The 25,277-nt window shown below is 74.5% G+C and carries 16 protein-coding genes and 1 riboswitch; of the genes, 10 read left to right on the top strand and 6 right to left on the bottom strand.

All coding sequences use genetic code 11. The features are described from left to right. Positions 1–35: 35 nt before the first annotated feature. From ACSLIC_RS02315 to ACSLIC_RS02305, 3 genes are all read right to left on the bottom strand, one after another. Positions 36–9,791 carry an amino acid adenylation domain-containing protein gene (locus ACSLIC_RS02315; RefSeq protein ID WP_436735997.1) on the bottom strand — a complete coding sequence of 3,252 codons (9,756 nt, stop codon included), beginning with the start codon at positions 9,789–9,791 and terminating at the stop codon, positions 36–38. A gap of 646 nt (positions 9,792–10,437) precedes the next feature. Then, on the bottom strand, positions 10,438–10,650 hold the full coding sequence (locus tag ACSLIC_RS02310; protein ID WP_436735996.1) for an MbtH family protein: 213 nt from the start codon (positions 10,648–10,650) through the stop codon (positions 10,438–10,440). A 94-nt stretch (positions 10,651–10,744) separates the two neighbouring features. Next, positions 10,745–10,903: a hypothetical protein gene (locus ACSLIC_RS02305; protein ID WP_436735995.1), complete on the bottom strand. Its 159-nt coding sequence runs from the start codon at positions 10,901–10,903 to the stop codon at positions 10,745–10,747. A gap of 784 nt (positions 10,904–11,687) precedes the next feature. Between ACSLIC_RS02305 and ACSLIC_RS02300 the strand changes: the two genes are divergently transcribed. Then, the gene (locus ACSLIC_RS02300; protein WP_436735994.1) at positions 11,688–12,671 is read left to right on the top strand and encodes a LuxR C-terminal-related transcriptional regulator; all 984 of its coding nucleotides are present in this window, start codon (positions 11,688–11,690) and stop codon (positions 12,669–12,671) included. Between the two features lie 449 nt (positions 12,672–13,120). Here the strand turns inward: ACSLIC_RS02300 and ACSLIC_RS02295 are convergent, their stop codons facing one another. Continuing rightward, positions 13,121–14,347: an MFS transporter gene (locus tag ACSLIC_RS02295; RefSeq protein ID WP_436735993.1), complete on the bottom strand. Its 1,227-nt coding sequence runs from the start codon at positions 14,345–14,347 to the stop codon at positions 13,121–13,123. 178 nt (positions 14,348–14,525) lie between these two features. Between ACSLIC_RS02295 and ACSLIC_RS02290 the strand changes: the two genes are divergently transcribed. Next, positions 14,526–15,716 (top strand): ROK family transcriptional regulator, encoded by a 1,191-nt coding sequence (locus ACSLIC_RS02290; protein WP_436735992.1) that lies wholly within the window; start codon positions 14,526–14,528, stop codon positions 15,714–15,716. 314 nt (positions 15,717–16,030) lie between these two features. Here the strand turns inward: ACSLIC_RS02290 and ACSLIC_RS02285 are convergent, their stop codons facing one another. After that, entirely contained in the window at positions 16,031–16,768 is a 738-nt protein-coding gene (locus tag ACSLIC_RS02285; protein WP_436735991.1) for an SDR family oxidoreductase, read from the bottom strand. Positions 16,769–16,885: 117 nt separating this feature from the next. Next, positions 16,886–17,016: riboswitch (FMN riboswitch) on the top strand. 144 nt (positions 17,017–17,160) lie between these two features. Here ACSLIC_RS02285 and ribD point away from each other — a divergent pair. From ribD to ACSLIC_RS02245, 8 genes are all read left to right on the top strand, one after another. After that, complete coding sequence (gene ribD, locus ACSLIC_RS02280) at positions 17,161–18,297, top strand: bifunctional diaminohydroxyphosphoribosylaminopyrimidine deaminase/5-amino-6-(5-phosphoribosylamino)uracil reductase RibD (RefSeq protein WP_436735990.1); 1,137 nt, start codon at positions 17,161–17,163, stop codon at positions 18,295–18,297. Beyond that, the gene (locus tag ACSLIC_RS02275) at positions 18,298–18,921 is read left to right on the top strand and encodes a riboflavin synthase (protein ID WP_436735989.1); all 624 of its coding nucleotides are present in this window, start codon (positions 18,298–18,300) and stop codon (positions 18,919–18,921) included. Then, positions 18,918–19,568, top strand: coding sequence for a nicotinamide mononucleotide transporter family protein (locus ACSLIC_RS02270; RefSeq protein WP_436735988.1), 651 nt, complete (start codon positions 18,918–18,920; stop codon positions 19,566–19,568). The genes ACSLIC_RS02275 and ACSLIC_RS02270 overlap by 4 nt, the downstream gene beginning before the upstream one ends. Beyond that, positions 19,565–20,866 carry a bifunctional 3,4-dihydroxy-2-butanone-4-phosphate synthase/GTP cyclohydrolase II gene (locus tag ACSLIC_RS02265; protein WP_436735987.1) on the top strand — a complete coding sequence of 434 codons (1,302 nt, stop codon included), beginning with the start codon at positions 19,565–19,567 and terminating at the stop codon, positions 20,864–20,866. The genes ACSLIC_RS02270 and ACSLIC_RS02265 overlap by 4 nt, the downstream gene beginning before the upstream one ends. Positions 20,867–20,938: 72 nt before the next feature. Then, positions 20,939–21,424, top strand: coding sequence for a 6,7-dimethyl-8-ribityllumazine synthase (ribH, locus tag ACSLIC_RS02260; protein WP_436735986.1), 486 nt, complete (start codon positions 20,939–20,941; stop codon positions 21,422–21,424). 34 nt (positions 21,425–21,458) lie between these two features. Further along, positions 21,459–21,731, top strand: a complete 273-nt coding sequence (locus ACSLIC_RS02255; RefSeq protein ID WP_383175221.1) for a phosphoribosyl-ATP diphosphatase — start codon at positions 21,459–21,461, stop codon at positions 21,729–21,731. Positions 21,732–21,800: 69 nt separating this feature from the next. Continuing rightward, on the top strand, positions 21,801–22,658 hold the full coding sequence (gene hisG, locus ACSLIC_RS02250) for an ATP phosphoribosyltransferase (protein WP_436735985.1): 858 nt from the start codon (positions 21,801–21,803) through the stop codon (positions 22,656–22,658). Positions 22,659–22,693: 35 nt separating this feature from the next. Further along, the gene (locus tag ACSLIC_RS02245) at positions 22,694–23,161 is read left to right on the top strand and encodes a PH domain-containing protein (protein ID WP_436735984.1); all 468 of its coding nucleotides are present in this window, start codon (positions 22,694–22,696) and stop codon (positions 23,159–23,161) included. Positions 23,162–23,199: 38 nt separating this feature from the next. Here ACSLIC_RS02245 and ACSLIC_RS02240 read toward each other — a convergent pair whose 3' ends face one another. Beyond that, positions 23,200–25,068 carry an AAA family ATPase gene (locus ACSLIC_RS02240; RefSeq protein ID WP_436740249.1) on the bottom strand — a complete coding sequence of 623 codons (1,869 nt, stop codon included), beginning with the start codon at positions 25,066–25,068 and terminating at the stop codon, positions 23,200–23,202. Between the last annotated feature and the right edge of the window lie 209 nt (positions 25,069–25,277).

Genomic DNA, 25,277 nt, shown 5'->3' with positions numbered 1-25,277 from the left:
GTGGCTGTGGTGGGTGCGGCTGGCCGGGCGCGCGGTCAGGCCGGCGGGCGACGCATCGGCCGCAGGGCCGGGCGGGCCTTCTTCGGCGCGGGCGCCGCCTCGCCCCCGGGCAGGGTGGCGGCGAGGGCGGCGACCGTGGGGGCGTCGAACAGGGTGCGGATCGGCACTTCCGCCCCGAGGGTGGTGCGGATGCGGCTGATCAGTTTGGTGGCGAGTAGGGAGTGGCCGCCGAGGTCGAAGAAGTTGTCGTCGATGCTGATCTGGTCGAGGCCGAGGGTGTCGGCGAAGAGGGTGCAGAGTTCGTGTTCGTGTGGGGTGCGTGGTGTGCGGCCTTGGGGGGTGCGGGTGTATTGGGGTGTGGGGAGGGCTTTGCGGTCGACTTTGCCGTTGGTGGTGACGGGGAGGTTGTCGAGGATGACGATGGCGGCGGGGAGCATGTAGGTGGGGAGGTGGTGGGTGGCGAAGGTGTGGAGTTCGGTGCTGGTGGTTTTGCCGGTGGTGTAGACGACGAGGCGTTTGTCGCCGGGTTGGTCCTCGCGGACCATGGCCAGTGCTTGGCCGACGTTCTCGTGGGCGGTGAAAGCGGTTTCGATTTCGCCGAGTTCGATGCGGAAGCCGCGGATCTTGACTTGGTCGTCGGTGCGGCCGAGGAATTCCAGGGTTCCGTCGGTCTTGCGGCGGGCGAGGTCGCCGGTGCGGTACATCCGGGTGCCGGGTTCGCCGAACGGGCAGGCCACGAAGCGTTCGGCGGTCTGTGTGGGGCGGGCGACGTAGCCTCGGGCCAGGCCGGCTCCGGCGAGGTACAGTTCGCCGGCCACGCCGGTGGGGACCGGTTGCAGTGCGGTGTCGAGCACGTACGCGTGGGTGTTGTTCAGCGGACGCCCGATCGGCACCGTGCCGGGGACCGCGGAGGTGTCCGGCATCGGGTGGTGGGTGGCGCACAGGGTGGTCTCGGTCGGCCCGTAGAGCGTCCGCACCGCGATACCGGGGACGGCCTCCAGCACGCGGCGCACGGCCGGGGCGGAGACCACGTCACCGCCGGTCAGTACCTCGCGCACACCGGCGAAGACGCCCGGGTCCTCCTCCGCGACGACCCGGAACAGCCCGGCGGTGACGTGCACGTGGGTGAGCGCGTGGGCCCGCACCAGGTCGCGGATGGCGGTCGCGTCCAGGTCCCCCCGCGGCGCGACGACCACCTGGCCGCCGGAGAGCAGCGGCGCCCAGATCTCGTAGGTCGAGGCGTCGAAGGCGTGCGGCGCGTGGAACAGCACGCGCAGGCCCTCGTCGTGGTGCCAGCACGGGTCGGTGGCGAGCTGCACCACGTCCCGGTGGCTGATCGCGATGCCCTTGGGCTCCCCGGTGGAGCCGGAGGTGAACATCACGTACGCGAGCTGCTCCGGGTGGGGCGCGGTGCGGTGGACGCGCCGCTCGCGCGGGCCGTCGAACCGGTCCGTGGTGAGCGGCAGGACGGGGCAGGGGGCGTCGGCGGCCAGCGGGTGGTCGCGGTGCGCCTCGTCGACCAGGAGGAGCGCCGGGGCTGTCTCGGCGGTGATCCGCCGCAGCCGCTCGGCCGGGTGCCGGTCGTCCAGCGGGACGTAGGTGCCGCCCGCCTTGACCACCGCGAGGAGCGCCACCAGTAGCTCGGCGGAGCGGTCCAGCAGCAGGGCCACCGGCGTCTCGGCGCCGACCCCGGCGGCGGCCAGGTGGGCCCCCAGGTGCTCGGCCCGGGAGTCCAGCTCGGCGTAGCTGAGGGTGCCGTTCTCGCTGATCACGGCCGGTGCGTCGGGGGTGGCGGCGGCTTGGGCCTCGAACAGTTCGGGCAGGGTCGTGTCCGGGACGGGGGTGGTCGGGCCGTTGGCGTGGGTGAGTAGGTGTGCGCGCTCGGCGGGGTCGAGGATGTCGATGGTGGTGATCGGTGCGTCCGGGGCGGCCACTGCGGCGCGAAGGACGCGGAGCAGCCGCTCGGCGAGGGAGACGGCGGTGGCGTGGTCGAACAGGTCGGCCGCGTACTCGACCGCGACCGTCAGGCCCGCCCGCGGGTCCTGCTCGGTGAAGCGGAAGGACAGGTCGAACTTGGCCACGTCCAGTTCGAAGGGGTGCTCGGCGCAGCCCAGGTCGCCGAAGGCGGCCGGCACGCTGACCCGGCTCTCCAGGGCCACCAGGGTCTGGAAGAGGGGGTGGCGGGTGGGGGTGCGGGTGGGGTTGAGGTGTTCGACCAGGCGCTCGAAGGGGATGTCCTGGTGGTCGTAGGCGTCGAGGTCGGTGCGGCGGACGCGGTCGAGTAGCTCCCGGAAGGTGGGGTCGCCGCTGGTGTCGGTGCGCAGGACCAGGGTGTTGACGAAGAAGCCGACCAGGTCGTCGAGGGCCTCGTCGGTGCGTCCGGCCACCGGGGTGCCGATCGGCAGGTCGGTGCCGGCGCCCAGGCGGGTGTACAGGGTGGCGACCGCGGCGTGCAGTGCCATGAACAGGCTGGCCTGCCGGCCGGCCGCCAACTCGGCCAGCGCCGCGTGCAGGTGGGCGTCTACGCGGACCTCCACCAGACCGCCCCGGTGGCCCGACCGGGCCGGACGGGGACGGTCGTAGGGCAGGGCCAGCTCCTCCGGGACGTCGGCCAGGGCCTGCTGCCAGTGGGTGAGCTGGTCGGTGAGCAGAGCGCTGGGGCACGCGTCGGTGCCGAGCAGTTCGCGCTGCCAGAGGGTGTAGTCGGCGTACTGCACCGGCAGCGGTTCCCACTGCGGCGCGGTGCCGGCCAGCCGGGCGCCGTAGGCGTCGGCGAGGTCGCGGAAGAGCGGCCCCACCGACCAGCCGTCGCCGGCGATGTGGTGCATCTGCACGAGCAGGACGTGCTCGTCGTGCGGCAGCGAGACCAGGGTGGCGCGCACCGGCAGGTCGTGGGCGAGGTCGAAGACCTCCGCGCCGGCCGCGACGAGCGCCGCCCGCAGTTGCCCCTCGTCGGCCACGCGTATCCGGTGCAGCGGCAACTCGTCTGCCTCGGTGACCAGTTGGTGGGGTCGGCCGTCGACGGTCGGGAAGAGGGTGCGCAGCACCTCGTGCCGCCGCGCGACGTCCCGGACGGCCCGCTCCAGGGCGGGCAGGTCGACAGTGCCGGTGAGACGGACCGCGACCGGGGTGTTGTAGAGCGCGCTCGGGCCCTCGAACTGGTCGATGAACCACAGGCGTTGCTGGGCGGAGGAGAGCGGTACCCGCTCCGGCCGCTGGGCCGGGCGCAGGGCTGCGCGGGTCGGCGCGGAGTCCGGCAGCGCGGCGGCCAGCAGGGCCACCGTCGGGTTGTCGAAGAGCGCGCGGATCGGCAGTTCGGCGCCGAGGCCGGACCTGACGCGGCTGATCAGCTTGGTGGCGAGCAGTGAGTGGCCGCCGCGGTCGAAGAAGTCGTCGTCGATGCTGATCCGGTCCAGCCCGAGCACCTCGGCGAACAGCGTGCGCAGGTCCTGCTCGGCGGCGGTTCGCGGCTCGCGCCCGCCCTCGGCGCCGCTGTAGTCGGGCGTGGGCAGCGCCTTGCGGTCCACCTTGCCGTTGGGGTTCACCGGCAACGCGTCGAGGACGACGATCGCGGCCGGGAGCATGTAGCCGGGCAGGCGTCCGGCGACGAAGTCGCGCAGGTCCTCCGAGCGCACCGGGCCGGTGGCGTACGCGACCAGGCGCTTGTCGCCCGGCTGGTCCTGGCGGACCGCCACGCAGACCTGGCCGACCTCCGGATGGGCGGTGAACGCGGACTCCACCTCGCCGAGTTCGATCCGGAAGCCGCGCAGCTTGATCTGGTCGTCCACGCGACCGACGAACTCCAGTTCACCGGTGGGCGTCCAGCGGACCACGTCGCCGGTGCGGTACATCCGGCCGCCGGGCTCGCCGAACGGGCAGGCCACGAACCGCTCGGAGGTCAGGCCGGGGCGGCGGACGTAGCCGCGGGCCAGGCCGGAACCGCCGATGTACAGCTCGCCGGCCACACCGGCCGGCACCGGGCGCAGCCCGCGGTCCAGTACGTACAGCCGGTTGTTGGGCAGCGGCCGGCCGATGGGCACGACGTCCGGCACCTCGGCGGCCGAGGTCATCGCGAAGTGGGTCGCGAAGGTGGTGGTCTCGGTCGGACCGTAGCCGTTGACCAGCCGGAGCCCGGGGCAGGTGTCCAGCACCCGCCGCATGGCGACCGGTGAGGCCGTGTCCCCGCCCGTCCACACCTCTTGCAGCCCGGCGAATGCCTCAGGGGCCTCGGCGGCCAGTACGTTGAACAGGCCGGCGCTGATCCACGCGGAGGTGGTCCGCTCGTGGCCGATCACCGTCGCCAACTCGGCGACGCCCAGCCGGCCGGCCGGGGCGATCACCAGCTGGCCGCCGGAGAGCAGCGGGGTCCAGATCTCGTAGGTGGAGGCGTCGAAGGCGGAGGGCGAGTGCACCGGCAGCCGCTCGTGGCCCCCACCGGCGAACCGGCCACCGAGCGCGAGGTCCACCACGCCGCGGTGGGTGACGGCCACGCCCTTGGGCCCGCCGGTCGAGCCGGAGGTGTGCATCACGTACGCCAACTGGTCGGCGTGTTGCGGAAGTCCGCAGTTCTCGGGGTGTTCCTCGGCGTGCGGGTCGAGCACCGTCAGCCCGGCCAGCGCGGGGTGCCCGCGGTGCCCGGCGTCGACCAGCACCAGCGCGGCACCGGAATCCGCCAGGACCCTCCGCAGCCGGTCCGTCGGCTGGGCGTCGTCCAGTGGCACGTAGAAACCGCCGGCCTTGAGCACGGCCAGGATCGCGACCACCTGGGCGGCCGAGCGGTCGATCATCAGCGCCACCGGCGTCTCCCGGCCGACGCCGGCCTCGACCAGCCGCCGGGCCAGGCCGTTGGCCCGGGCGTTGAGCCGCGCGTAGGTCAGCTCGGCGTCCTCGGCGGTGAGCGCGACGGCGTCCGGGGTCGCGGCGGCCCGGGCCTCGAACAGTTCGGGCAGCGAGCCCTCCGGTACCGGTGCGCTGGTGCCGCTCCAGTCGGTGACCAGTCGGGACCGCTCGGCGGTGGTCAGCACCTCGACGGTACCGACGAGTTCGGACGGGTCGGCGACGATCCGGTCGAGCAGGGCGAGGAAGCGGTCCAGCAGGGCACGGGCCTCCCCGGCGGTGAAGGCGTCCGGCTGGTGGTCCAGGCGCAGCTGGAGGCCGTCGCCGGGGGTGAGGGCCAGCACCAGCGGGTAGTGGGCGCTGTCGACGTCCTCCACCAGGGTGACGCGGGTGGCGCCGCTCGGGTCCGCGTCGTCCTGCGCGGCCGGGTCCGGGTAGTTGCCGTACACCGTGACGGTGTCGAACAGGCTTCCCATCCCGGCGAGTTGCTGGATCTCGGTGAGGCTGAGGTGCTGGTGGTCCAGCAGCGCGGACTGCTCGTGCTGGAGGCGCAGCAACAGCTGGCCCCAGCTCTCCGCCTGGTCCAGGCGCACCCGTACCGGGACGGTGTTGATGAGCAGGCCCATCATCCGCTCCACGCCCGGCAGGTCGTGCGGCCGGCCGGAGACGGTGGTGCCGAACAGCACGTCCTCGCGCCCGGTGAGCCGGGCCAGCAGCACGCCCCAGGCCGCCTGGACCAGGGTGTTGAGGGTGACGCCGTAGCGCCGGGCGGTGCGGGCGAGCGCCTCGGTGGCCTCCGGGGTGAGCCCGGTGCGCAGGCGCAGCGGCAGCCGCGGGACGGCGGCCGAGCGGCCGGGGGCGAGCAGGGTGGGCTCGTCGACGCCGGCCAGGGCCTGCGCCCAGGCGGCGCGGGCGGCCTCGCCGTCGCGCCGGGTGATCCAGCGCAGGTACTCGCGGTACGGGGCCGCCGGAGCCATCGGCTGCTCGAAGTACAGCGCCCACAGCTCCTCGGCGAACAGCGGTGTGGACCAGCCGTCCAGCAGGATGTGGTGCGCGGAGACGATCAGCTGGTGGCGCTCGGCGGGCAGCCGCAGCAGGGTGCAGCGCAGCAGCGGCGGGCGGTCGAGGTCGAAGCGGCGGCCGTACTCGTCGGCGGCGATCCGGGCGGCCTCGGCCGCCGGTTCGGCGTGGGCGCTCAGGTCGAGGACGGTGAAGGGCAGCTCGACGCCGTCCGGGACGACCTGGACGGGCGGGCCGTCGTGCCGCTGGTGGAAGGCGGCCCGGAGGTTCGGCTGCCGTATCAGCAGAGCCTCTGCTGCGGCGCGCAGCCGGCCGGCGTCCACCGGACCGGTGAGGTCGAAGGTCACCACCGAGGTGTAGACGTCCGCGCCCTCGGTGTCGTACGCGGAGTGGAAGGCCATGCCCTGCTGGAGCGGCGAGGTGGGCCAGACGTCCACCAGGCGGGCCGGGGCGTGGTGGGCGGCGAGGCCGTCCAGCTCCTCCTGGGTGAGGTCGACCAGCGGGAAGTCGCCGGGGGTGTGCCCGCCCGCGTCCGGCCGCTCGGCGTGCTCGGCGAGCGCGGCCAGCGCGGTGAACCACGCCTCGGCGAAGGCCCGCACCCGCTCCTCGGAGAGCAGCCCGGTGGCGTAGGACCACTGGGCGACCAGCAGCGGGCCCTGCGGGGTGTCCACGGTGGTGGCGTCCAGGCCGAGTACCCGGCCGAGGGCCAGGCCGGCGGCGGCGCCCTCGGACATCGCCTCGGCTCCGGCCAGCACGTCTTCCGCGGTGACGCCCTCGGGGGCGAAGCGGCCCAGGTAGTTGAACTCGATCTGCGGGTCGGCACGGCTCGCGAGGACGGCGGCGGTCTCCGGGTTGAGGTGGCGCAGCAGGCCGAAGCCGATGCCGTTGTCCGGGACGGCGCGCAGCTGCTCCTTCACCCGGCCCAGGGCGCGCCCGAGCGCGGGGCCGGCGGCGGTGACCTCGGACCAGTCCAGCGCTCCGGGGGCGAGCCGGACGGGGTGGACGGAGGTGAACCAGCCGGCGGTGCGGTGCAGGTCGACGCCGTCGACGACCTCCTCGCGGCCGTGGCCCTCGACGGTGACCAGCACGGCGCCGTCCGGCCCGGTGGTGTCCCGGCCGCGCCAGTGGCCCAGGGCCAGCGCCAGCCCGGTCAACAGCACGTCGTTGACCTGGGCGTGGTAGGCGGCGGTGACCTTGGTCAGCAGCGCCCGGGTGGTCGCGGCGGGCAGCACCAGCCGCAGCCGGCCCTCGGTGGCGTAGGTGTCCCGCGCCGAGTCCAGCGGGCGCTCGCCGAGCAGCGGGTCGGGGGCGTCCAACATGGCTTGCCAGAGCGGTAGTTCGGCGGACCGACGGGGGGTGTTGGCCTCGGCGGTGAGCCGCTGGGCCCAGCGGCGGAAGGAGGTGGGCACCGGGGCGAGCTCGACGGCGCGGTCCTCGCGGAGCGCTTCCAGCGCCGCGAGGAGGTCCTCCTCGACGATGCGCCAGGTGACGCCGTCCACCACCAGGTGGTGGATCACCAGCAGCAGTTGCGGGGCCTGCTGCGGGCCGGCGTCGAAGCACACGGCCTGGACCATCCGGCCGTCCTCGGGGGACAGCCGCTCGCGGGCGGCCTCGGTCTGGACGCGCAGCGCCCCGGCGTCGGCCGGGCCCGCCACCCGGCGCAGCACCGCGGCGACGGCCACGGCGCCGGGCTCGGGCACGTGCAGCGTCCAGGGGCGCTCGGCGAGCGGGGAGGTGTGGGCGCGGAACAGGTCGTGGTGGTCGAGCAGGGCCTGGAGAGCCGTCGCCAGGTGCTCCGGGCTGGTGCCGGCGGGCAGGCTGAGCAGGGTGGACTGGTAGAAGCTCTCGACCGCGCCGTGCTGCGCGGCCAGCCAGTGCACGATGGGCGTCGGGGGCACCTCGCCGAGACCGGCCCCGGCAGGCTCGACGACGGCCGGCCCCTCCAGCGGCCGGGCGATCCGGGCCAGCGCCTCGACGGTCGGGGCGAGGAACAGCTCGCGCGGGGTGAACTGGAGGCCGGCGTGCCGTGCCCGGGAGACCAGCTGGATGGCCACGATGGAGTCGCCGCCCAGCTCGAAGAAGGAGTTGGTGACGCCGACCCTCGGCAGGCCCAGTACCTCCCCGAACAACCGGACCAGGGTGTGCTCCAGCTCGCCGGCCGGAGCGCGGCCGTCCTCCTCGCCGATGCCGAACACCGGCGCCGGCAGGGCGCGCTTGTCCACCTTGCCGTTGGCGGTGAGCGGCAGCCGGTCGAGCACCACCACGGTGGGCACCATGTGGTCGGGCAGCCGCTCGGCGCAGTACGCCCGCAGCTCGGCCGGGTCCGCGGTGCCGGCCGTGTAGGCGACCAGCCGCCGCTCGCCCGGGCGGTCCTCGCGGACCAGCGCCACGGCCTGGCGCACCCCGGGGTGTGCGGAAAGGGTCTGCTCGATCCCGCCGGGTTCGATCCGGAAGCCGCGGATCTTCACCTGGTCGTCGGCCCGGCCGAGGAAGTCCAGCTGGCCGTCCGGGCGGTAGCTGCCGAGGTCGCCGGTGCGGTACATCCGCTCGCCGGGCGCCCCGTACGGGTCGGCCACGAAGCGCTCGGCGGTCAGGCCCGGGCGGTTCAGGTAGCCGCGGGCCAGGTGCGGACCGGCCAGGTACAGCTCGCCCACGGTGCCCGGCTCGACCTGCCGCAGCCGCTCGTCCAGCACGTGGACGCGCACGTCCTGGCAGGGGCGACCGATCGGGGGCCGCTCCTCGCCGGTGAGCGGCTCGCTCATGGAGACGATGACGGTGGCCTCGGTGGGGCCGTAGCTGTTGAGCATCAGCCGGCCGCGGCCACAGCGGGCGGCCAGTTCGCGGGAGACGGCCTCGCCGCCGCCGATCAGGGTGCGCAGCGAGGGCATCGGCAGCTCGGGCAGGGTGGAGATCATCGCGGTGGCGACGTCGGCGTGGGTGACGCCGAACCGGTCGATCAGCGCCGCCAGCGACTCGCCGACCAACTCGCTCTGCTCGCGCGGCAGCACCAGGGCGGCGCCGGTGGTGAGCGCCACGGACAGGTCGGAGACCGAGACGTCGAAACTGAGCGAGGACGCCTGGAGCACCCGGCTGCCGGGGCCGACGCCGGTCGCGGCGACCTGGGTGCCGATCATGCTGGGCAGCCCGGTGTGGGTGACGGCCACGCCCTTGGGCACGCCGGTGGAGCCGGAGGTGTAGATGACGTACGCGGTGTTCAGGGCGCTCACCGGCCGCACCCTTTCGGCGGCGGTGAACGGGGCGGCGGAGCGGGCCGCGAGGCCGGCCAGGTGCTCGGCGGAGTCCAGCAGCAGGTGCGGGGCGCCGGTCGCGGGCAGCTGCCCGGAAACCTCGGCGGTGGTGAGTACCAGGGCGGCGCGGGAGTCGGTGAGCATGTGGCGCAGCAGCTCGGCCGGGTAGTCCGGGTCGGCGGGCAGCCAGGCGGCGCCGGTCTTGGCGACGGCGAGGATCGCGGCGACCGCCTCGGGGGACTTGGGCAGGGCCAGCGCGACGACGTCCTCGGCACCCAGGCCGCGGGCGGCCAGCACCCGGGCCAGCCGGTTGGCGCGGGCGTCGAGTCCGGCGTAGCTGAGCGTGGTGCCCTCGGCGTACAGCGCGGGGGCGTCCGGGGTGCGGGCGACCTGGGCGTCGACCAGCTCGGTGAGGGTCGGGGCGGCGGGTCCGGCGGCGGCCAGCCGGGCGGCCAGCGCGGTGGGGGTGGGGGCCTGCGCCAGGACGGGCGGGGCGAGGCGGACCCCGAACTCGGCGTGTACGAGGGCCAGTAGCCGCTCGGTGGCGGGCCGGTCGCCGCCCAGGTCGTAGAAGCCCGCCGCGGGGTCGACCGACTCCCGGCCGAGCACCTCCGCGAACAGTCGGCACAGGATCTCGGCCGCTTTCGGCCGCTGCTCGGATCTGTGCGTCTGCTGGACCCCGGACATGTGACTCTCTCCCTCGTGCGGCTGGCCCCCGCGGTGGCGGGAGCGGCGAGCTGGGTTGGCTCCCGGGCGGTCGGCCGGGGAGCCGGCGGAGCGATGCTGCGGTCCTGTCGCGGTGCTGGGGCGTGCTCGGATGCCGTTTGTGTGGCGGCGCGGTGTGCAGGTATGCGCTGGTGCGGCGGTGCGGCGGTGCGGCGGTGCGGCGGTGCGGCGGTGCGGCGGTGCGGCGGTGCGGCGGTGCGGCGGTGCGGCGGTGCGGCGGTGCGGCGGTGCGGCGGTGCGGCGGTGCGGCGGTGCGGCGGTGCGGCGGTGCGGCGGTGCGGCGGTGCGGCGGTGCGGCGGTGCGGCGGTGCGGCGGTGCGGCGGTGCGGCGGTGCGGCGCAAGGCGCGTTCCGGCGGTGCCGGGGGAGGGGTCGGCGGGCTCCGGTGGTGCGGTGCGGCGGCGACCTGGCGGGCGGTCCGGTGCGGGGGCCCGGCCGTGCCGGGTGAGCGGCGGGCACTTCGCGCGGGTGGTCGCTCCGCGCCCGCCGTGGAAAGGGGCGGCCGGCTGAGTGGCCCGCTCGACGGGGCCCGTCCAGGGCCGGGTGCTGCTCGGTGGTCCGGCGGGCGAGGGGGCGAGGGGGCGACGGGTGGGGCCGGCGCCCCGGGATCAGCTCTCGGACAGGTGCGCGACCAGGCTCTTCGGGCGCAGGTCCTGCCAGTTCTGCTCGACGTAGTCCAGGCACTCCTGCCGGCCGGCGACACCGAACACCTGCTGCCAGCCGGCGGGCACCGGGCTGAAGGCGGGCCACAGCGAGTGCTGCCCCTCGTCGTTCACCAGGACGAGGTAGCTGGCCTCGGCGTCCTCGAACGGGTTCGCCATCGTCGGTTCCTCTCAGAGTCGTTGCCGTGCGGAGCGGTGCGAGAAAGGGAGGCGCGGGGTGGTCCCAGCGGGGCGGTGGAACGGAATCCGGGGCTCACGGACCCCAGCCGGAGTCCGCGGGCGAGGCGCCGTGGGCGGTGAGGGCGACCACGGACACCTGCGGCTGGGAGTGGAGTTGGAGGCCCACGAAGGCGGCCAGCAGGAGGGCGAGGGTCCCGAGCGTCTTGTGGACGCGGACGGCAAGGCTTGGCATCGCGAGTTCTTCTTCCTAAGAAGGGCGGTCTGCCCTCTCGGCTCTGAAACGCATCCTGCCGAAGTCTCAAATGCACTTGGAAGCTTTCGCGTGACGTGAACACGCAATGCGGGAACCGGAAGCGCGGGCAGATCGTGCCAAAGACAGACAGTCATGATCCAAATCCCACCGGGCGCCGTCGGACCGGTGGTCGGAACTCCGATCCCGAGGCGGCCCCCCGCCCCGCTGCCCGCGCGGCCCGGTGCGGCCTGGGCGTGCGACCGCTTCAACGTGCCCCGCGCGGCCGGCGGCAGCGCCGGAACCGGAAAACGTCGCCGGACACCCGCGGGTGCTCCTGGGCGCCCTCGGTCGGTTGCTTGGCGAAAGCCTGAGAATCCCGCCGCCGTCCAGCAGCCGGAGCGTGCTGGAGCCGGCCCTCGCGGCGGCGGCCCCGCCAGCTGCCGTACCCGGTGCCGGTCCGCCAGGCCGTCGAGGGCGGGGGCGTGCCGCCGGGTCGCGATCAGCCCGCGACCGGCGGGCCTTCCGTCCGAGGGCCGTTCCGCGATCTCTTGGGCGCCGCCGCCGGGTGCGGTCGTGACCGCCGTCTTCGGACCCCGCTCGCGTGCGCGCCTGACTACCGTGAGCCGATGATTTCCGCGCCCTTTGGGCGTACACTCGCGGCTGTCGGAGCCCGGGGGGCGGCTTCCGAACGGCTGTCACCGTCCATCTTGCCGGTTCGGATGTCTGGCGGTAACCGGTACGGGCATTCGTGAAGTCGCAATGCGGAAGCCGGAAGGATGCCCAGATGTGTCCAACCCAGGACGACTGCGCGGAAACGGGAACGCCCCAGCTCTGCGACTGGGGCATCGAGTTCTACCGCACCGCGCTGGCCGAGGGGGAGGTCAGCGGCGAGGCCCCCGAGTGCCTGCTCGCGATGGGCCTGCTGCGCCCGCTGCCCGGCACCGGTGAACGGCTCGCCCCCGTCCCGCCCGACATCGCCGTCACCGGGTTGGCCTGGCCGCTGGAACTGGCCGTGCTGGCCCACCAGGAGCGGCTCGCCGCACTGCGCACCTCCTTCCACGCCGCCGAGCACGCCTACCGCGACGTCATGCGGCAGGCCGAGCTGCCGATCCGGCTGCTGACCGGGGAGGAGATCAACCCCGCACTGGAGAAGGCCGTCTCCGACTGCACCGAGGAACTGCTCACCGCACAGCCGGGCGGCGGCCGTGGGCCCGAGCAACTGGCCGAAGCGCTCCCGCGCGACCTCGCCCTGATCAGCCGCGGTGTGCGCCAGCGCACCCTCTACCAGCACACCGTGCGCGCGCACGGGCCCACGCTCGCCTACATCGAGCAGGTCATCGCCCAGGGCGCCCAGGTGCGCACCCTCAACGAGGTCTTCGACCGGGTCATCATCTGCGACCGCTCCTCCGCCTTCATCCCGGCAGGCGCCGACCGCGAGGCCGCGGCGATACTGATCCAGCATCCACCGCTGGTCGAGTACCTGCGCAAGGTCTTCGAGCTGATGTGGGAGCACGCCGAGCCCGTCACCTACCAGCACGGCCGCCACCGCCCCCAGCTGCTGACCTCCCGCACCCGCCAGAACGTGCTGCGCCTGATGGTCAACGGCTACACCGACGAGGCCATCGCCTCCCGCCTCGGCATGAGCACCCGCACCGTCTTCAGCCACATCCAGAAGGCCAGCGAACTCCTCGGCAGCCGCAGCCGTGGCCACCTCGGCTACATCATCGCCAGCCAGGGCGTCCTCGACGAGCCCCTCGACGAACTCTGACCCCCGCCGGCCGACGGACGGGCAGGCGAGGGCGGCTCCGCCCGCACCGGGCCGACCGGCCCGCCCGCGTGCCGGGGCGTTGCCCCACCCGTTCCGGTCTCCAGGAGACCGCCCCCGCCCGCCTCCGAGGCTCCCGGCCCCCTCGCCCCGTCGAGGTCCAGGTCGACGACGCGGACGCCCGCCACCCGCTCCGCTTCGAGCCTGCCCGGGCGACCCCTGGGCCGAGCGCGGCCACACCCGCGCCGGGGACCGGCACGCCGTGGGCGTCGACCGCGACGCGGTGAAGAGTCCCCCTCACCTGCGAGGCCCCGGCACCCGGACCGGGGCCCGTGCCGTCCACCTCCGGCCGGAGAGCCCGGGCCGCCCGGCCTCATCCACGGCCTGCGGCTCTGCTCCGTCGGCGGCACCGCCACGCACACCGATGCGCCCGGCGCCGCGGACCGAGGCGTTCACGGACGCGGCGCGTCCGCTGCCGCAGGCGTGGTCACGCTCTCGCCCGCAGCCGTCCTCGGCCCGGCCCGCAGCACCCCCGCGCCCACCACCAGGCCGAAGGCGAGCACCGTCACCAGCACGAAGGAGGCGACCAGCGAGGAGAGGTCGGCGACCCCGCCGATCGCCGACGGCGCGATCAGCCCCGAGGTGTACGTGATGGTGGCGACGCCCGCGATGGCCTGCGCCGGGCGCGGACCGCTGCGGGCCGCCGCCGCGAAGGCGAGCGGCACCACGACGGCCACGCCCAGGCCGATCAGCCCGAACCCGGCCAGCGCGGTCCCGGTGTCGGCCGCGGTCACCACCAGGAGCCCGCCCACGGTGGCCAGGGCGCCGCCCGCCCGTACCGTCCCGACCGCTCCGAACCGGTCCACGATGCGGTCCCCGCAGAGCCGCGCCACCGCCATGGTCAGCGCGAAGGCCGTGGTCGAGGCCGCCGCGACACCGGGCGAGCCGGCGAGTACGTCACGCAGGTAGACCCCGGACCAGTCCATCGCCGCGCCCTCCGCGAAGACCGCGCAGAAGCCGACCGCGCCGATCAGCAGCGCCGACCTCGGCGGCGGCGCGAACCGGGGCGGAGGCGTCTCGCCGGGCTCGCCGCGCACGTCCGGGACGCCCCGGCAGACCGCGACCGCGATCACCGTCAGCACCAGCGCGGCCCCGGCGTGGTGCAGCCGGGCGTCGACGTGCAGATGGGCGGCGACGGTACCGGCGGCCGAGCCCAGCAGCGCCCCCACGCTCCACATGCCGTGCAGGCTCGACATCACCGACCGGCCGATCTGGTTCTCGACCTCCACGCCCAGCGCGTTCATCGTCACGTCCGACATCCCCGCGCTCGCCCCGTAGACGAAGAGCGCCAGGCAGAGCGTGAGCAGGCCGGGGGCGAGGGAGGGCAGCGCCAGCGCGAGCGTCCACAGCGCGACCAGGCCGCGCAGTGCCGCCCGGGAGCCGAACCGGTGGCTCAGCGACCCGGCCAGCGGCATCGCCAGCGCCGCGCCGACGGCGGGAAAGGCGAGCGCCAGGCCCAGTTGGCCGGCGCTGATCTGCGCGTGCTCCTGAATCCACGGCACCCGGGTCGCGAAGCTCCCCGTCACCGTGCCGTGCGCGCAGAAGACGGCGGCCACGGCGTACCGGGCCCGCCGCACCTCGCTGCCGTCCCTCACCGGAAGTTCCGCGTCCGCTGCCATCGGTCCCCCTCCTGGAAACACCACCGGCCACCGGGACCCGTCCTCCGCCGCTTCGGGGGCGGGGCGGGCAGCGCCGACCTCGGCACGGACCTGCCCCGGGCGGACCGGCCGCCATGCCGGGCGGTAAACTATCAGGAACCCTGCCTGATAGATGTGCGGTTTCTGGAAGGATCGCGGCATGCCCGCCTCACCGCGTACCGCCCGGGTCATCAACGACCGGCTGGCCCTCGACCACCTCTTGCGCGAGGGGCCGCTCACCGCGGCCCGCCTCAAGGAACTGACCGGCCTCTCCCGGCCCACCGTGGCGGATCTGCTCGACCGGCTCACCGGCGCCGGGCTGATCCGGGTGGTGGGGGAGAGCGGCGCCGACCGGCGCGGGCCCAACGCCCGGCTCTACGGACTGGTCGCCGAGCGGGCCCACCTCGCCGCCCTCGACGTGCGCACCAGCGGCCTCGCCCTCGTCGTCACCGATCTCCTGGGCGCTCCGCTCGCCGAGGCGCGGCTGCCCATCGACGGCGGCCTCGGGACCGTGCCCGCCGCGGAGCGGGCCGTCAGCCTGCTCGACGCCGCCCTGGCCGAGGCGGGCGTGGACGAGCTGCACAGCATCTGCGTCGGCGCGCCCGGCCTGGTCGACCCCGCCACCGGCGAACTGCGCGACTCCACAGGGCTGCCGGGCTGGCACCGGCGGCTGGTCCGCGCCCTCCAGGGCCACCACTTCGCCCGCGTCCTGGTCGAGAACGAGACCAACCTGGCCGCCGTCGCCGAACGCCGCCACGGCGCGGCCCAGGACCACGACACCTTCGTGCTGCTCTGGCTCGGCCACGGCGTCGGCGCGGCCGTCGTCCTCGACGGTGCGCTGCGGCGCGGTGCCGGGGGAGGGGCGGGCGAGATCGGCTTCCTGCCCGTCCCGCTGACCTCCTCGCTGCCCTCCGCCACCGACTGCGGCGGAGGCTTCCACTCCCTGGCCGGAGCCGCCGCCGTCCACGAGCTGGCCCGCCGCCACGGCCTGCCCGTGGACGGCGCCCGCGAGGGCGGCGACGGCCCCGCGGAGCCCGCCTCCGCGACCGCCGTCCGGACCGCGCTCGACGCGGGCACGGCCGGAGAGCTCTTCCTGGACGAGCTGGCCGACCGGGTCGCCCTCGGCGCCGCCGCCGTCGCCGCCGTCCTGGACCCCGGCTGCGTAGTCCTCGCCGGCGAGACCGGCGAGGCGGGCGGCGAGGCCCTCGCCGCCCGCGTCGGCAAACGCCTGGCCACCCTCTCCCCCCTCCGCACCGACGTCCGCCCCACCCGCCTCGGCGGCGCAGCCGTCCTCGCCGGGGCCCTCCTCACGGCCCAGGAAGAGGCGAGGGAAGCGGTCTTCTCGGCCTGACGCTCAGTCCGGCCCGCGTTCAGGCCGTCTGCGAGGTGCCGTGAGGCGGCGCACAAGGCGGCTGCGGCCGTCGCGCGCAGGGCTTGTCCGGCGGATCTTCGTGGAACAGCCTGCGGCGCCCGGTGCGTGCTCCCCTCGTACGGGACGTACTCGGGTGATCCGGGAGTACGGCGAGAGTGCGTGCCAGGCGTCGCAGGCCCACGAAGATCCGCCGGACAGGCCCTGGACGCCGCCCCGGTCCGGCCGACACCGAGACCGGTCGTGGCGCCCACCGCCGGCCGACGGGTCCCCGGCCGGGCCCGGGGGGAGAGCCCTCAGGCCCCCCGCTCCGCCAGGAACTCCTCGAAGGTCACCGACCCCTTGTCCCCGTCAGGAGCCAGGTGCTTCCCGTCCCGGAACGCCCGGTAGGTACGTCCCGCCAGGGGCACCCCGACCCTTCTCCGCCCCCGGCCGGAGGCCCCGGCCCAGGCATCGGCCAGCGACTCCAGATCCCGCACCTCGGGCCCGCCCAGGTCCCTGACCCGTCCGGCGGGAGCCCCGAGCGCCAGCCCGGCGAGGCGCCCGGCCACCTCCTCGACGGCCACCGGCTGGTCCTGGAGCCCCTTCGGCAGCAGCATGACCGGCGGCCGCCCCAGCGCCCGCAGCACGGAACGCACCAGATCGTGGAACTGGGTGGCCCGCAGCACCGTCCACCCGAGGCCGGACTCCTCGACCATCCGTTCGACCTGATGCTTCACCCGGTAGTACGGGTACGGCACTTGGTCCACCCCGACGATCGAGATGTACACCAGGTGCTCCACCCCGGCCCGGTCCGCGGCGGCCAGCAGGTTCCCGGCCGCCTGCGCGTCGCCGCCCGCCGGCGAGGAGGCGCAGTGCACCACCGTCCCCACCCCGGCCAGCGCCGCGTCCAGCCCCTGGCCCCGGCGCAGATCGACCGGATGGTGCGGATCACGGCGGCTCAGCACCCGTACGTCCTGTCCTTCCTCGCGCAGCCGCGCCACCAGCGGCCGCCCCAGCCGTCCCGTCCCGCCCGTGACCAGAATCGTCGTCATGGGCGTCAGCCTGGCACCCCCGGGGCGGGCTCGCGCGCCGGTCGGGCGGCCTGTGAGTCGGGCCACAGGCGGACGACGGCCCTTGACCGGCGTGGCACACTGACGGGAGTAGTCAAGCAGCGCACTCCGGGGTCGGTGTAATTCCGAACCGGCGGTAACAGTCCGCGACCCGTCCGCATCCAGTGGGCGGTTGACCAGGTGGAACTCCTGGACCGACGGTGAAAGTCCGGATGGGAGGCAGTGCGCGGCGGGCGAGGACGTGCCGCCGTAGGCCGTTTCACGGGAGAACTCCCGGGAGACGGTTCCTTCCGGCGTCGCGCGTACCGTCGTCCGTGTCGCTGTCGTTCATGACAGGCCCCGGAGTCCGTGCCCGAAGAGGCAGGAGGACCCGGGTGGCCACCCCCCAGGCGAACGAGCGGGAACGCGCCGCGATGCGCCGCGCCCTGGAACTCGCCGCACGCGGTCTCGGCACCACCAGCCCCAACCCCGTCGTGGGCTGCGTCGTCCTCGACGCCCACGGCGAGCAGGCCGGCGAGGGCTGGCACCGGCGGGCCGGCGGCCCGCACGCCGAGATCCACGCCCTGCGCGAGGCGGGCGACCGGGCCCGCGGCGGCACCGCCGTCGTCACCCTGGAGCCCTGCAACCACACCGGACGCACCGGTCCCTGCGCCCAGGCCCTCCTCGGCGCCGGCGTGCGCCGCGTCCTGTACGCCGTCGCCGACCCGGACCCGCGGGCCGGAGGCGGCGCCGCCACCCTGCGCGCCGCGGGCGCCGAGACCGCCTCGGGGCTCCTCGCCGAGGAGGCCGAGCAGGTCAACGCCGCCTGGCTCACCTCGGTGCGGCGCGGTCGGCCGCACGTCACCTGGAAGTACGCGGCCACCCTCGACGGCCGTACCGCCGCCGCCGACTCCACCAGCCGCTGGATCACCTCCGCCGAGGCCCGCGCCGACGTGCACCGCCTGCGCGCCGAGGCCGACGCGGTCCTGGTCGGCGCCGGCACCGCCCGCGCCGACGACCCGCACCTCGCCGCCCGGCTCCCCGCCGCCGCGCCGGACGCCCCCGCGCCCGTGCAGCCCCTGCGGATCGTCCTGGACAGCGATGCCACCGCCGTACGCCCCGGCGCCCGCGTCCTCGACGACGCCGCGCCCACCCTGGTCGCGGTGGCCGTGGACGCCGACGCCCGGCACCTCGAAGCCCACCCGCACGCCGAGGTGCTGCGCCTGCCGCGTACCGCCGGCGGGCTGGACCTCGTCGCGCTCCTCGCCGCCCTCCACGCCCGTTCCGTGCGTTCCGTCCTGCTGGAGGGCGGGGCGCACCTGGCCGGGGCCTTCGTCGCCGCCGGAGCCGTCGACCGCGTCGTCGGCTACCTGGCACCCGCGCTGCTCGGTGCCGGGCCCCAGGCGCTGAGCGGCGGCGGAATCTCCACCCTCGCCGACGCGTTGCGACTCGACATCACCGACGCCCGCCGCATCGGACCCGACCTGCGGATCACCGCCGTCCCCGCCACCCCCCTCACCAAGGAGCACTGAGTGTTCACCGGAATCGTCGAAGAACTCGGGGAAGTCACCGCCGTCGAAGACCTCGGTGACGCCGCTCGCTTCCGGCTGCGCGGCCCGGTCGTCACCGAAGGCGCCCGGCACGGCGACTCCATCGCCGTCAACGGCGTCTGCCTGACCGTGGTCGACCACGACACCGACTCCTTCACCGCCGACGTCATGGCCGAGACCCTCACCCGCTCCAGCCTCGGCGCGCTCGCCCCCGGCTCCCGCGTCAACCTCGAACGCCCCACCGCCGTCGGAGGCCGCCTCGGCGGCCACCTCGTCCAGGGCCACGTGGACGGCGTCGGCACCCTCACCGCCCGCGAGCCCTCCGAGCACTGGGAACTGGTCACCGTCTCCCTCCCCGCCCACCTCGCGCGGTACGTCGTGGAGAAGGGCTCCATCACTGTGGACGGCGTCAGCCTGACCGTGGTCGAGGCGGGCGAGGAGCACTTCACGATCAGCCTCATCCCGACCACCCTCGCCCTGACCACCCTCGGCCACAAGCAGCCGGGCGACCCGGTCAACCTGGAGGTCGACGTGGTCGCCAAGTACGTCGAGCGGATGCTCGGCCACCGCGTGGCTCCCGCCACCGCGGGGGAGGAGGGCCGATGAGCGCCTTCGACTGGCTCAACACCGAGGCGTTCACCGCCTTCGGCCAGCACGTGATCTGGTCCGACATGGTCGGCAACACCGTCGGCCTGGCCGCCCTGGCCCTCGGCTGGCGGCGCTCCATATGGACCTGGCCCGCCCAGTTCCTCTCCGGCCTGATCCTGGTCGGCGCCTACGCCTCGGCCCAGCTCAGCGGTGGCGTCGGCAAGCAGCTCCTGGTCATCGGCGTCGCCCTGTGGGGCTGGCGGCAGTGGACCCGCGGCAGGCAGCACGCCCAGGACGGGTCCATCGCGGTCCGCTTCGCCACGTGGCGCGAGCGCGGCCTGCTGCTCGCCGGGACGGCCGCCGGGACCCTCGCGGTCGGCCTCCTGTTCGCCGCCGTTCCGGCCCTCTCCTGGAACCCCTGGCCGGACGCGTACATCTTCGTCGGCACCCTCGCCGCGATGGTCGCGCAGGCCCGCGGACTGGTCGAGTTCTGGTTCGCCTGGCTCCTCGTCGACCTCGTCGGCGTCCCCCTCGCCTTCAACAGCGGCCTGGCCTTCTCCGGCCTGGTCTACGTGATCTACCTCGCCCTCGTCCTGTGGGGCATGCGCGACTGGTGGCTGCGCTCCCGCGCCACCGCCGCCGCGCTGGAAGGAGCACCGGCATGAGTGCTGGCCACGACAGCTACCGCCCCGACGCGACCGGGGAGCGGCCCGTCCTCGACCCGGTCGGGCAGGCCGTCGCCGACATCGCCGCCGGCCGGCCCGTCGTCGTGGTGGACGACGAGGACCGCGAGAACGAGGGCGACCTCGTCCTCGCCGCCGAGAAAGCCACCCCCGAGGTCGTCGCCTTCATGATGAGCGAGTGCCGCGGACTGATCTGCGCCCCCCTGGAGGGCCCGGACCTGGACCGGCTCGACCTGCCCCAGATGGTCGCCACCAACACCGAGTCCATGCGGACGGCCTTCACCGTCTCGGTCGACGGCGGCGCCGCCCACGGCGTCACCACCGGCATCTGTGCCGCCGACCGCGCCACCACCCTGCGGCTGCTCGCCCACGCCGGCACCACCGCAGGCGACCTGGTCCGCCCGGGCCACGTCTTCCCGCTGCGCGCCAAGCCCGGCGGCGTCCTGGTCCGGCCCGGCCACACCGAGGCCGCCGTCGACCTCGCCCGGCTCGCCGGGCTGCGTCCCGCCGGGGCCATCGTGGAGATCGCGGGCGAGGACGGTGCCATGCTGCGCCTGCCCGAGCTGGTCCTCTTCGCCCGCAAGCACGGCCTGTCGATCATCTCCATCGAAGACCTGATCGCCTACCGCCGCGGCAGCGAGCCGACCGTCCGCCGCGAGGCCACCGTCCGCCTGCCCACCGCCTCGGGCGACTTCACCGCCTACGGCTACCGCTCGACCGTCGACGGTGTCGAGCACGTCGCCCTCGTCCACGGTGACCTCGGCGACGGCGAGGACGTCCTGGTCCGGCTCCACTCCGAGTGCCTGACCGGCGACGTCTTCCACTCGCTGCGCTGCGACTGCGGCCCCCAGCTCCAGAAGTCCATGGACCGCGTGGTCGAGGACGGCCGGGGCGTCGTCGTCTACCTCCGCGGCCACGAGGGGCGCGGCATCGGCCTGCTCTCCAAGCTCCGCGCCTACGAACTCCAGGAGCTCGGCCGCGACACCCTGGACGCCAACACCGAGCTGGGCCTGCCCGCCGACGCCCGGGACTACGCGGCCGGTGCGCAGATCCTCGCCGACCTCGGCATCCGCAGCCTGCGTCTGCTCACCAACAACCCCGACAAGTCCGCCGCCCTGACCCGGCACGGCCTGCGGGTCACCGGCCGCGAACCGCTGCCGGTCCAGGCGGGCGAGCACAACCTGCGCTACCTGCGCACCAAGCGCGACCGCATGGGCCACGACCTGCCCTGGCTGGAGGGCCGCCCACCGGCCCCCACCGGCCCCTGCGGCAGCCGGTAACCGCCGGCGGCACCCGGACGTACCCCCAGACACCCACCACGATCCATCGACTGCGAACGCGAGGAGAAGCGAGTGAGCGGCAAGGGCGCCCCCGAACTGAGTGTGAAGAACTGCCAGGACCTGCGGGTCGCGGTGATCGCCGCGCAGTGGCACGAGCAGGTCATGGACGGCCTGGTCGACGGCGCCCTGCGCGCCCTGGGCGAACTGGGGATCAGCGAGCCCACCCTGCTGCGGGTCCCGGGCAGTTTCGAACTCCCCGTCGTCGCCAAGGTGCTGGCCTCCCGCGGGTACGACGCGATCGTCGCCCTCGGCGTCGTCATCCGCGGCGGTACGCCCCACTTCGAGTACGTGTGCCAGGGGGTCACCCAGGGCCTCACCCAGGTCTCGGTGGACACCGGCGTCCCCGTCGGCTTCGGCGTCCTCACCTGCGACACCGAGGAGCAGGCGCTCGACCGGGCCGGCATCGAGGGCTCCCGCGAGGACAAGGGGCACGAAGCGGTCACCGCCGCCGTGGCCACCGCCGCCGCGCTGCGGACCGTCGCCGAACCCTGGCGCTGACCGGTGACGGGAAGCGCGTAGGGTGGGGGACACCATGTCCAAGAAGACGTTCGAGGAGCTCTTCACCGAGCTCCAGCAGAAGGCCGCGCACGGCGACCCCAGCACCTCCCGCACCGCCGAACTGGTGGACAAGGGAGTGCATGCCATCGGCAAGAAGGTCGTCGAAGAGGCCGCCGAGGTGTGGATGGCCGCCGAGTACGAGGGCAAGGAGGCCGCCGCCGAGGAGATCTCCCAGCTCTTGTACCACGTACAGGTGATGATGGTCGCCCGCGGCATCTCCCTCGACGACGTGTACGCCCATCTCTGAGCGCCCACCCGCGCCTTCCCCGCTCGTTCCTCCGCACCGCACTCTCTCCCGCACGAAGGGTCCGACCTCATGCTGCGCATCGCCGTCCCCAACAAGGGTTCTCTCTCCGGACCTGCGTCGGCGATCCTCCATGAGGCCGGATACCAGCAGCGCAAGGAGTCCAAGGAACTCGTCCTGGTCGACCCGGTCAACGAGGTCGAGTTCTTCTACCTGCGCCCGCGCGACATCGCCATCTACGTGGCCACCGGCCGCCTCGACATCGGCATCACCGGCCGCGACCTGCTGGTGGACTCCGGCGCCGACGCGGAGGAGATCCTCCCGCTCGGCTTCGCCCGCTCCACCTTCCGCTTCGCCGCCCGGCCCGGCACCGCCGAGTCCGCGGACGACCTCAAGGGCCGTACCATCGCCACCTCCTACGAGGGCATCGTCGGCCGCCACCTGGCGGAGCACGGGGTCGACGCCTCCGTCGTCCACCTCGACGGGGCGGTGGAGACCGCCATCGAACTCGGCGTGGCCCAGGTCATCGCCGACGTGGTGGAGACCGGCACCTCCCTGCGCAACGCGGGCCTGGAGGTCTTCGGCGAGCCGATCATGCACTCCGAGGCCGTCGTCATCCGCCGCACCGGAGCCGGCTCCGAGGACGCCGCCGAGCCCAAGGTGCAGCAGTTCCTCCGCCGCCTCCACGGCGTCCTGGTCGCCCGGGCCTACGTGATGATGGACTACGACTGCCGCGCCGAGCACCTGGAGCGGGCCGTCGCCCTCACCCCCGGCCTGGAGTCGCCCACCGTCTCCCCGCTGCACAACGAGGGCTGGGTCGCGGTCCGCGCCATGGTCCCCGCCAAGGACGCCCAGCGCATCATGGACGACCTCTACGCCCTGGGCGCCCGCGCCATCCTCACCACCGCCATCCACGCCTGCCGGCTCTGAGCAGCCCCCGGCACGACGGACCCCCGGAGCCAGCCATGAGCACCGAGCACGGCACCCCCGAACTCCCCGCACTGCCCGTCGTCTTCCGGCCGGCGAAGACCCGGGCGGTGCTCGTCGCCGCCGCGGTCGCCCTGTTCGTCGTGGTGAGCGCCGTCGCGCTGCTCCTGGACAGCCTCAGTCCGGCCGAGAAGAGCAGCTTCGTCTTCACCGCCGCCCTGCTCGCGGGCGTCCTGCTCCTGCTGGCCAGGCCCCGGGTGCGGGCCGACGAGGACGGGGTCACCGTCGTCAACATCACCCGGGTCCGGCACCTGGCCTGGGCGGAGATCGTCCGGGTCAACCTGCGCGCCGGCGACGCCTGGGTCTTCCTGGACCTGAGCGACGGCACCAGCATGCCGGTCCTCGGCATCCAGCCCGGCAACGGCCGCGCAGCCGCCGTCCGCGACGCCCGCGCCCTGCGGACTCTGGCCGAGCACCACTCCAGCCGGCTGCCCTCCAGCGGCTGACCAGCGCCTCCCGCCGTACGCCGGACCCGCCGTCGCCCCTACAGCGGCGGCGGGTTCTGCGGTCCACGCCCCGAGAGCACCTCGCCGTACGCCTGCATCAGGTCCGGCAGTCGAAGTGTGGCCAGGTCCTCCCGGCCCGGGGTGTGCGGGAACGCGGTCAGCCGCAGGTCCCGGTAGGCGCAGCTCTTCTCGTACAGGGTGCGCAGGAAGCGGCCGTTGCCCAGTTCGTCGATCCACCCCTGCTCGACGACGTGCCCGCTGATGGACCGCAGCTCCTCCATCGCCTCCTCGTCCCAGCCGTCGCCGTTCTCCGCCGCCAGCACCCCGCCGATCGCGGTCAGCTCGGCGGGCCGGTACGAAGGGAAGTCGACCCGGGTGGTGAAGCGCGAGCCCAGGCCCGGGTTGGCGGTCAGCAGTTGGTCCATGCCCTCCGGATAGCCGGCCAGGATCACCACCAGGCGGTCCCGGTTGTCCTCGGCCCGCTTCAGCAGCACCTGGAGCGCCTCGTCGCCGTAGGCGTCCCCGCGCCCGTAGGCGCCGCCCGCGAGGCTGTACGCCTCGTCGAGGAAGAGCACGCCGCCCAGCGCCGAGTCGATCAGCTCGTTGGCCTTCACCGCGGTCTGGCCCAGGTACTCACCGACCAGGTCCGAGCGCTGCGCCTCCACCAGGTGGTCGCCGCCGAGCAGCCCCAGCGCGTAGAAGACCCGGCCCAGGATGCGGGCCACCGTGGTCTTGCCGGTGCCGGAGGGGCCGGAGAAGACGAAATGCCGCTTCGGCGGTCGCACGGGCAGTCCCTGGCCGGCTCGCAGCCGCGCCATGTTGAGCTGCGCCGACAAGGCTTTCACCTGCCGCTTGACCGGCTCCAGCCCCACCATCCGCTCCAGTTCGGCGAGCGCCCGCTCCAGTGCCACCGGGTCGGCCGACCCGGCCGGCAGCCACCCGTCGGCCGACCGGGCCGAAGCCGCCTTCTCGCGGGCGGCGTCCGGTGGTACAGGCACGGCCACCGGGTCGGGGACGGCCTCCGTCCGCAGGTCACGCCCGCCCGGATCGGTGCCGTAGGCGGGCTCCGCCTGCTCGGGAGCCTCCGCGTTCTGCGCCACCGCCACCGAGGAGAGGTCCACCGCGTCGGCCAGGTCGGCGTATCCGTCCCCCTCGGTGATCGCCGCCAGCCGTGCCGCGGTGTCCATGAACGCGGGGTCCACCCGGTGCACCGCCCGGTACAGCGGCAGCGCCGCCGCCGACCGGCCGGTGCCCTCGTGGGCGCGGGCCAGCCAGTACCGCAGCTCCTTGCGCTGCGGCTGCTCGCTGCGGCAGCGCATCAGTGCCGCGGAGAGCAGCGGTTCGGCGTGCCCGAACATCTCCAGCCGCACTCGTGCCATACCGCCGAAGAGCCCGGCCTCGATACCCAGCAGCGGATCGTCGCGCAGCGGGTCGGTGTGGCGGACCAACTGCTCCCAGTCCTTGACCAGATAGGCCCGGCAGGCGTGCAGGAAGCGCACCTGGGGATCGGCCTCGACCGGCGGCAGGCCCGCGAGGGCCCGGTCCAGCTCCGGCACGTGGCGCCCGTCGAGCCAGTGCGAGGCGTGCGCGAGCAGTAGGTCCCGGCTGCTCTCCAGCACGGGCTGCACCCACCAGCCGAGCCAGTACCAGGAGTTGAGGGTGCGGCGGTGTCGGGCGCGCTGCTCGCCGAAGCGGTCGCGGTGCTCGTACATGTGCAGCAGCGCGGTGGTGGTGTCGATGCGCAGGGCGTGCAGCCCGAGCCAGCCGTCCGCCATCCGGGGGTCCAGCCGGACCGCTTCCCGGAACTCCTCCTCGGCCTGCGGATACGCGCCCATCGTGTAGGCGTCGACCCCTCGCAGCCAGGCGAGGTCGGCCGGGGCCCGAGAGCCCTGCGTGCCGAAGTCCATCACGTCCCCCACAAACTGCCCCCTGGTGTCCCGCCGGGCGCCGACGGACGACTGCTCTCCAGCCAACCACCCTCCCGCGCACGGCCGTTGCCCGCCGGAACGGCGAGCCGTCCGAGGTCGCACCGAGGGGCATCGTACCTGTGGGAGGGGGGTGGCCGAAGGGGATGCGGCCGCACCGCGGACGTGCGGCGGCGGGTGGGGCGCGGGGT

The sequence above is a fragment of the Streptomyces sp. BBFR102 genome (genome assembly GCF_051397025.1).
Classification (GTDB): Bacteria; Actinomycetota; Actinomycetes; order Streptomycetales; family Streptomycetaceae; genus Streptomyces.
This window is presented reverse-complemented; position numbering and strand designations above follow the sequence as displayed.

Excerpts from the sequence above, each read along its gene's own strand:
- hisG (WP_436735985.1), top strand. The coding sequence starts at position 21,801 with ATGCTGCGCATCGCCGTCCCCAACAAGGGTTCTCTCTCCGGACCTGCG.
- ACSLIC_RS02290 (WP_436735992.1), top strand. The coding sequence starts at position 14,526 with ATGCCCGCCTCACCGCGTACCGCCCGGGTCATCAACGACCGGCTGGCC.
- ACSLIC_RS02315 (WP_436735997.1), bottom strand. The coding sequence starts at position 9,791 with ATGTCCGGGGTCCAGCAGACGCACAGATCCGAGCAGCGGCCGAAAGCG.
- ACSLIC_RS02255 (WP_383175221.1), top strand. The coding sequence starts at position 21,459 with ATGTCCAAGAAGACGTTCGAGGAGCTCTTCACCGAGCTCCAGCAGAAG.
- ACSLIC_RS02295 (WP_436735993.1), bottom strand. The coding sequence starts at position 14,347 with ATGGCAGCGGACGCGGAACTTCCGGTGAGGGACGGCAGCGAGGTGCGG.
- ACSLIC_RS02285 (WP_436735991.1), bottom strand. The coding sequence starts at position 16,768 with ATGACGACGATTCTGGTCACGGGCGGGACGGGACGGCTGGGGCGGCCG.
- ACSLIC_RS02240 (WP_436740249.1), bottom strand. The coding sequence starts at position 25,068 with ATGGACTTCGGCACGCAGGGCTCTCGGGCCCCGGCCGACCTCGCCTGG.
- ACSLIC_RS02305 (WP_436735995.1), bottom strand. The coding sequence starts at position 10,903 with ATGCCAAGCCTTGCCGTCCGCGTCCACAAGACGCTCGGGACCCTCGCC.
- ACSLIC_RS02245 (WP_436735984.1), top strand. The coding sequence starts at position 22,694 with ATGAGCACCGAGCACGGCACCCCCGAACTCCCCGCACTGCCCGTCGTC.
- ACSLIC_RS02310 (WP_436735996.1), bottom strand. The coding sequence starts at position 10,650 with ATGGCGAACCCGTTCGAGGACGCCGAGGCCAGCTACCTCGTCCTGGTG.
- ACSLIC_RS02270 (WP_436735988.1), top strand. The coding sequence starts at position 18,918 with ATGAGCGCCTTCGACTGGCTCAACACCGAGGCGTTCACCGCCTTCGGC.
- ACSLIC_RS02300 (WP_436735994.1), top strand. The coding sequence starts at position 11,688 with ATGTGTCCAACCCAGGACGACTGCGCGGAAACGGGAACGCCCCAGCTC.
- ACSLIC_RS02265 (WP_436735987.1), top strand. The coding sequence starts at position 19,565 with ATGAGTGCTGGCCACGACAGCTACCGCCCCGACGCGACCGGGGAGCGG.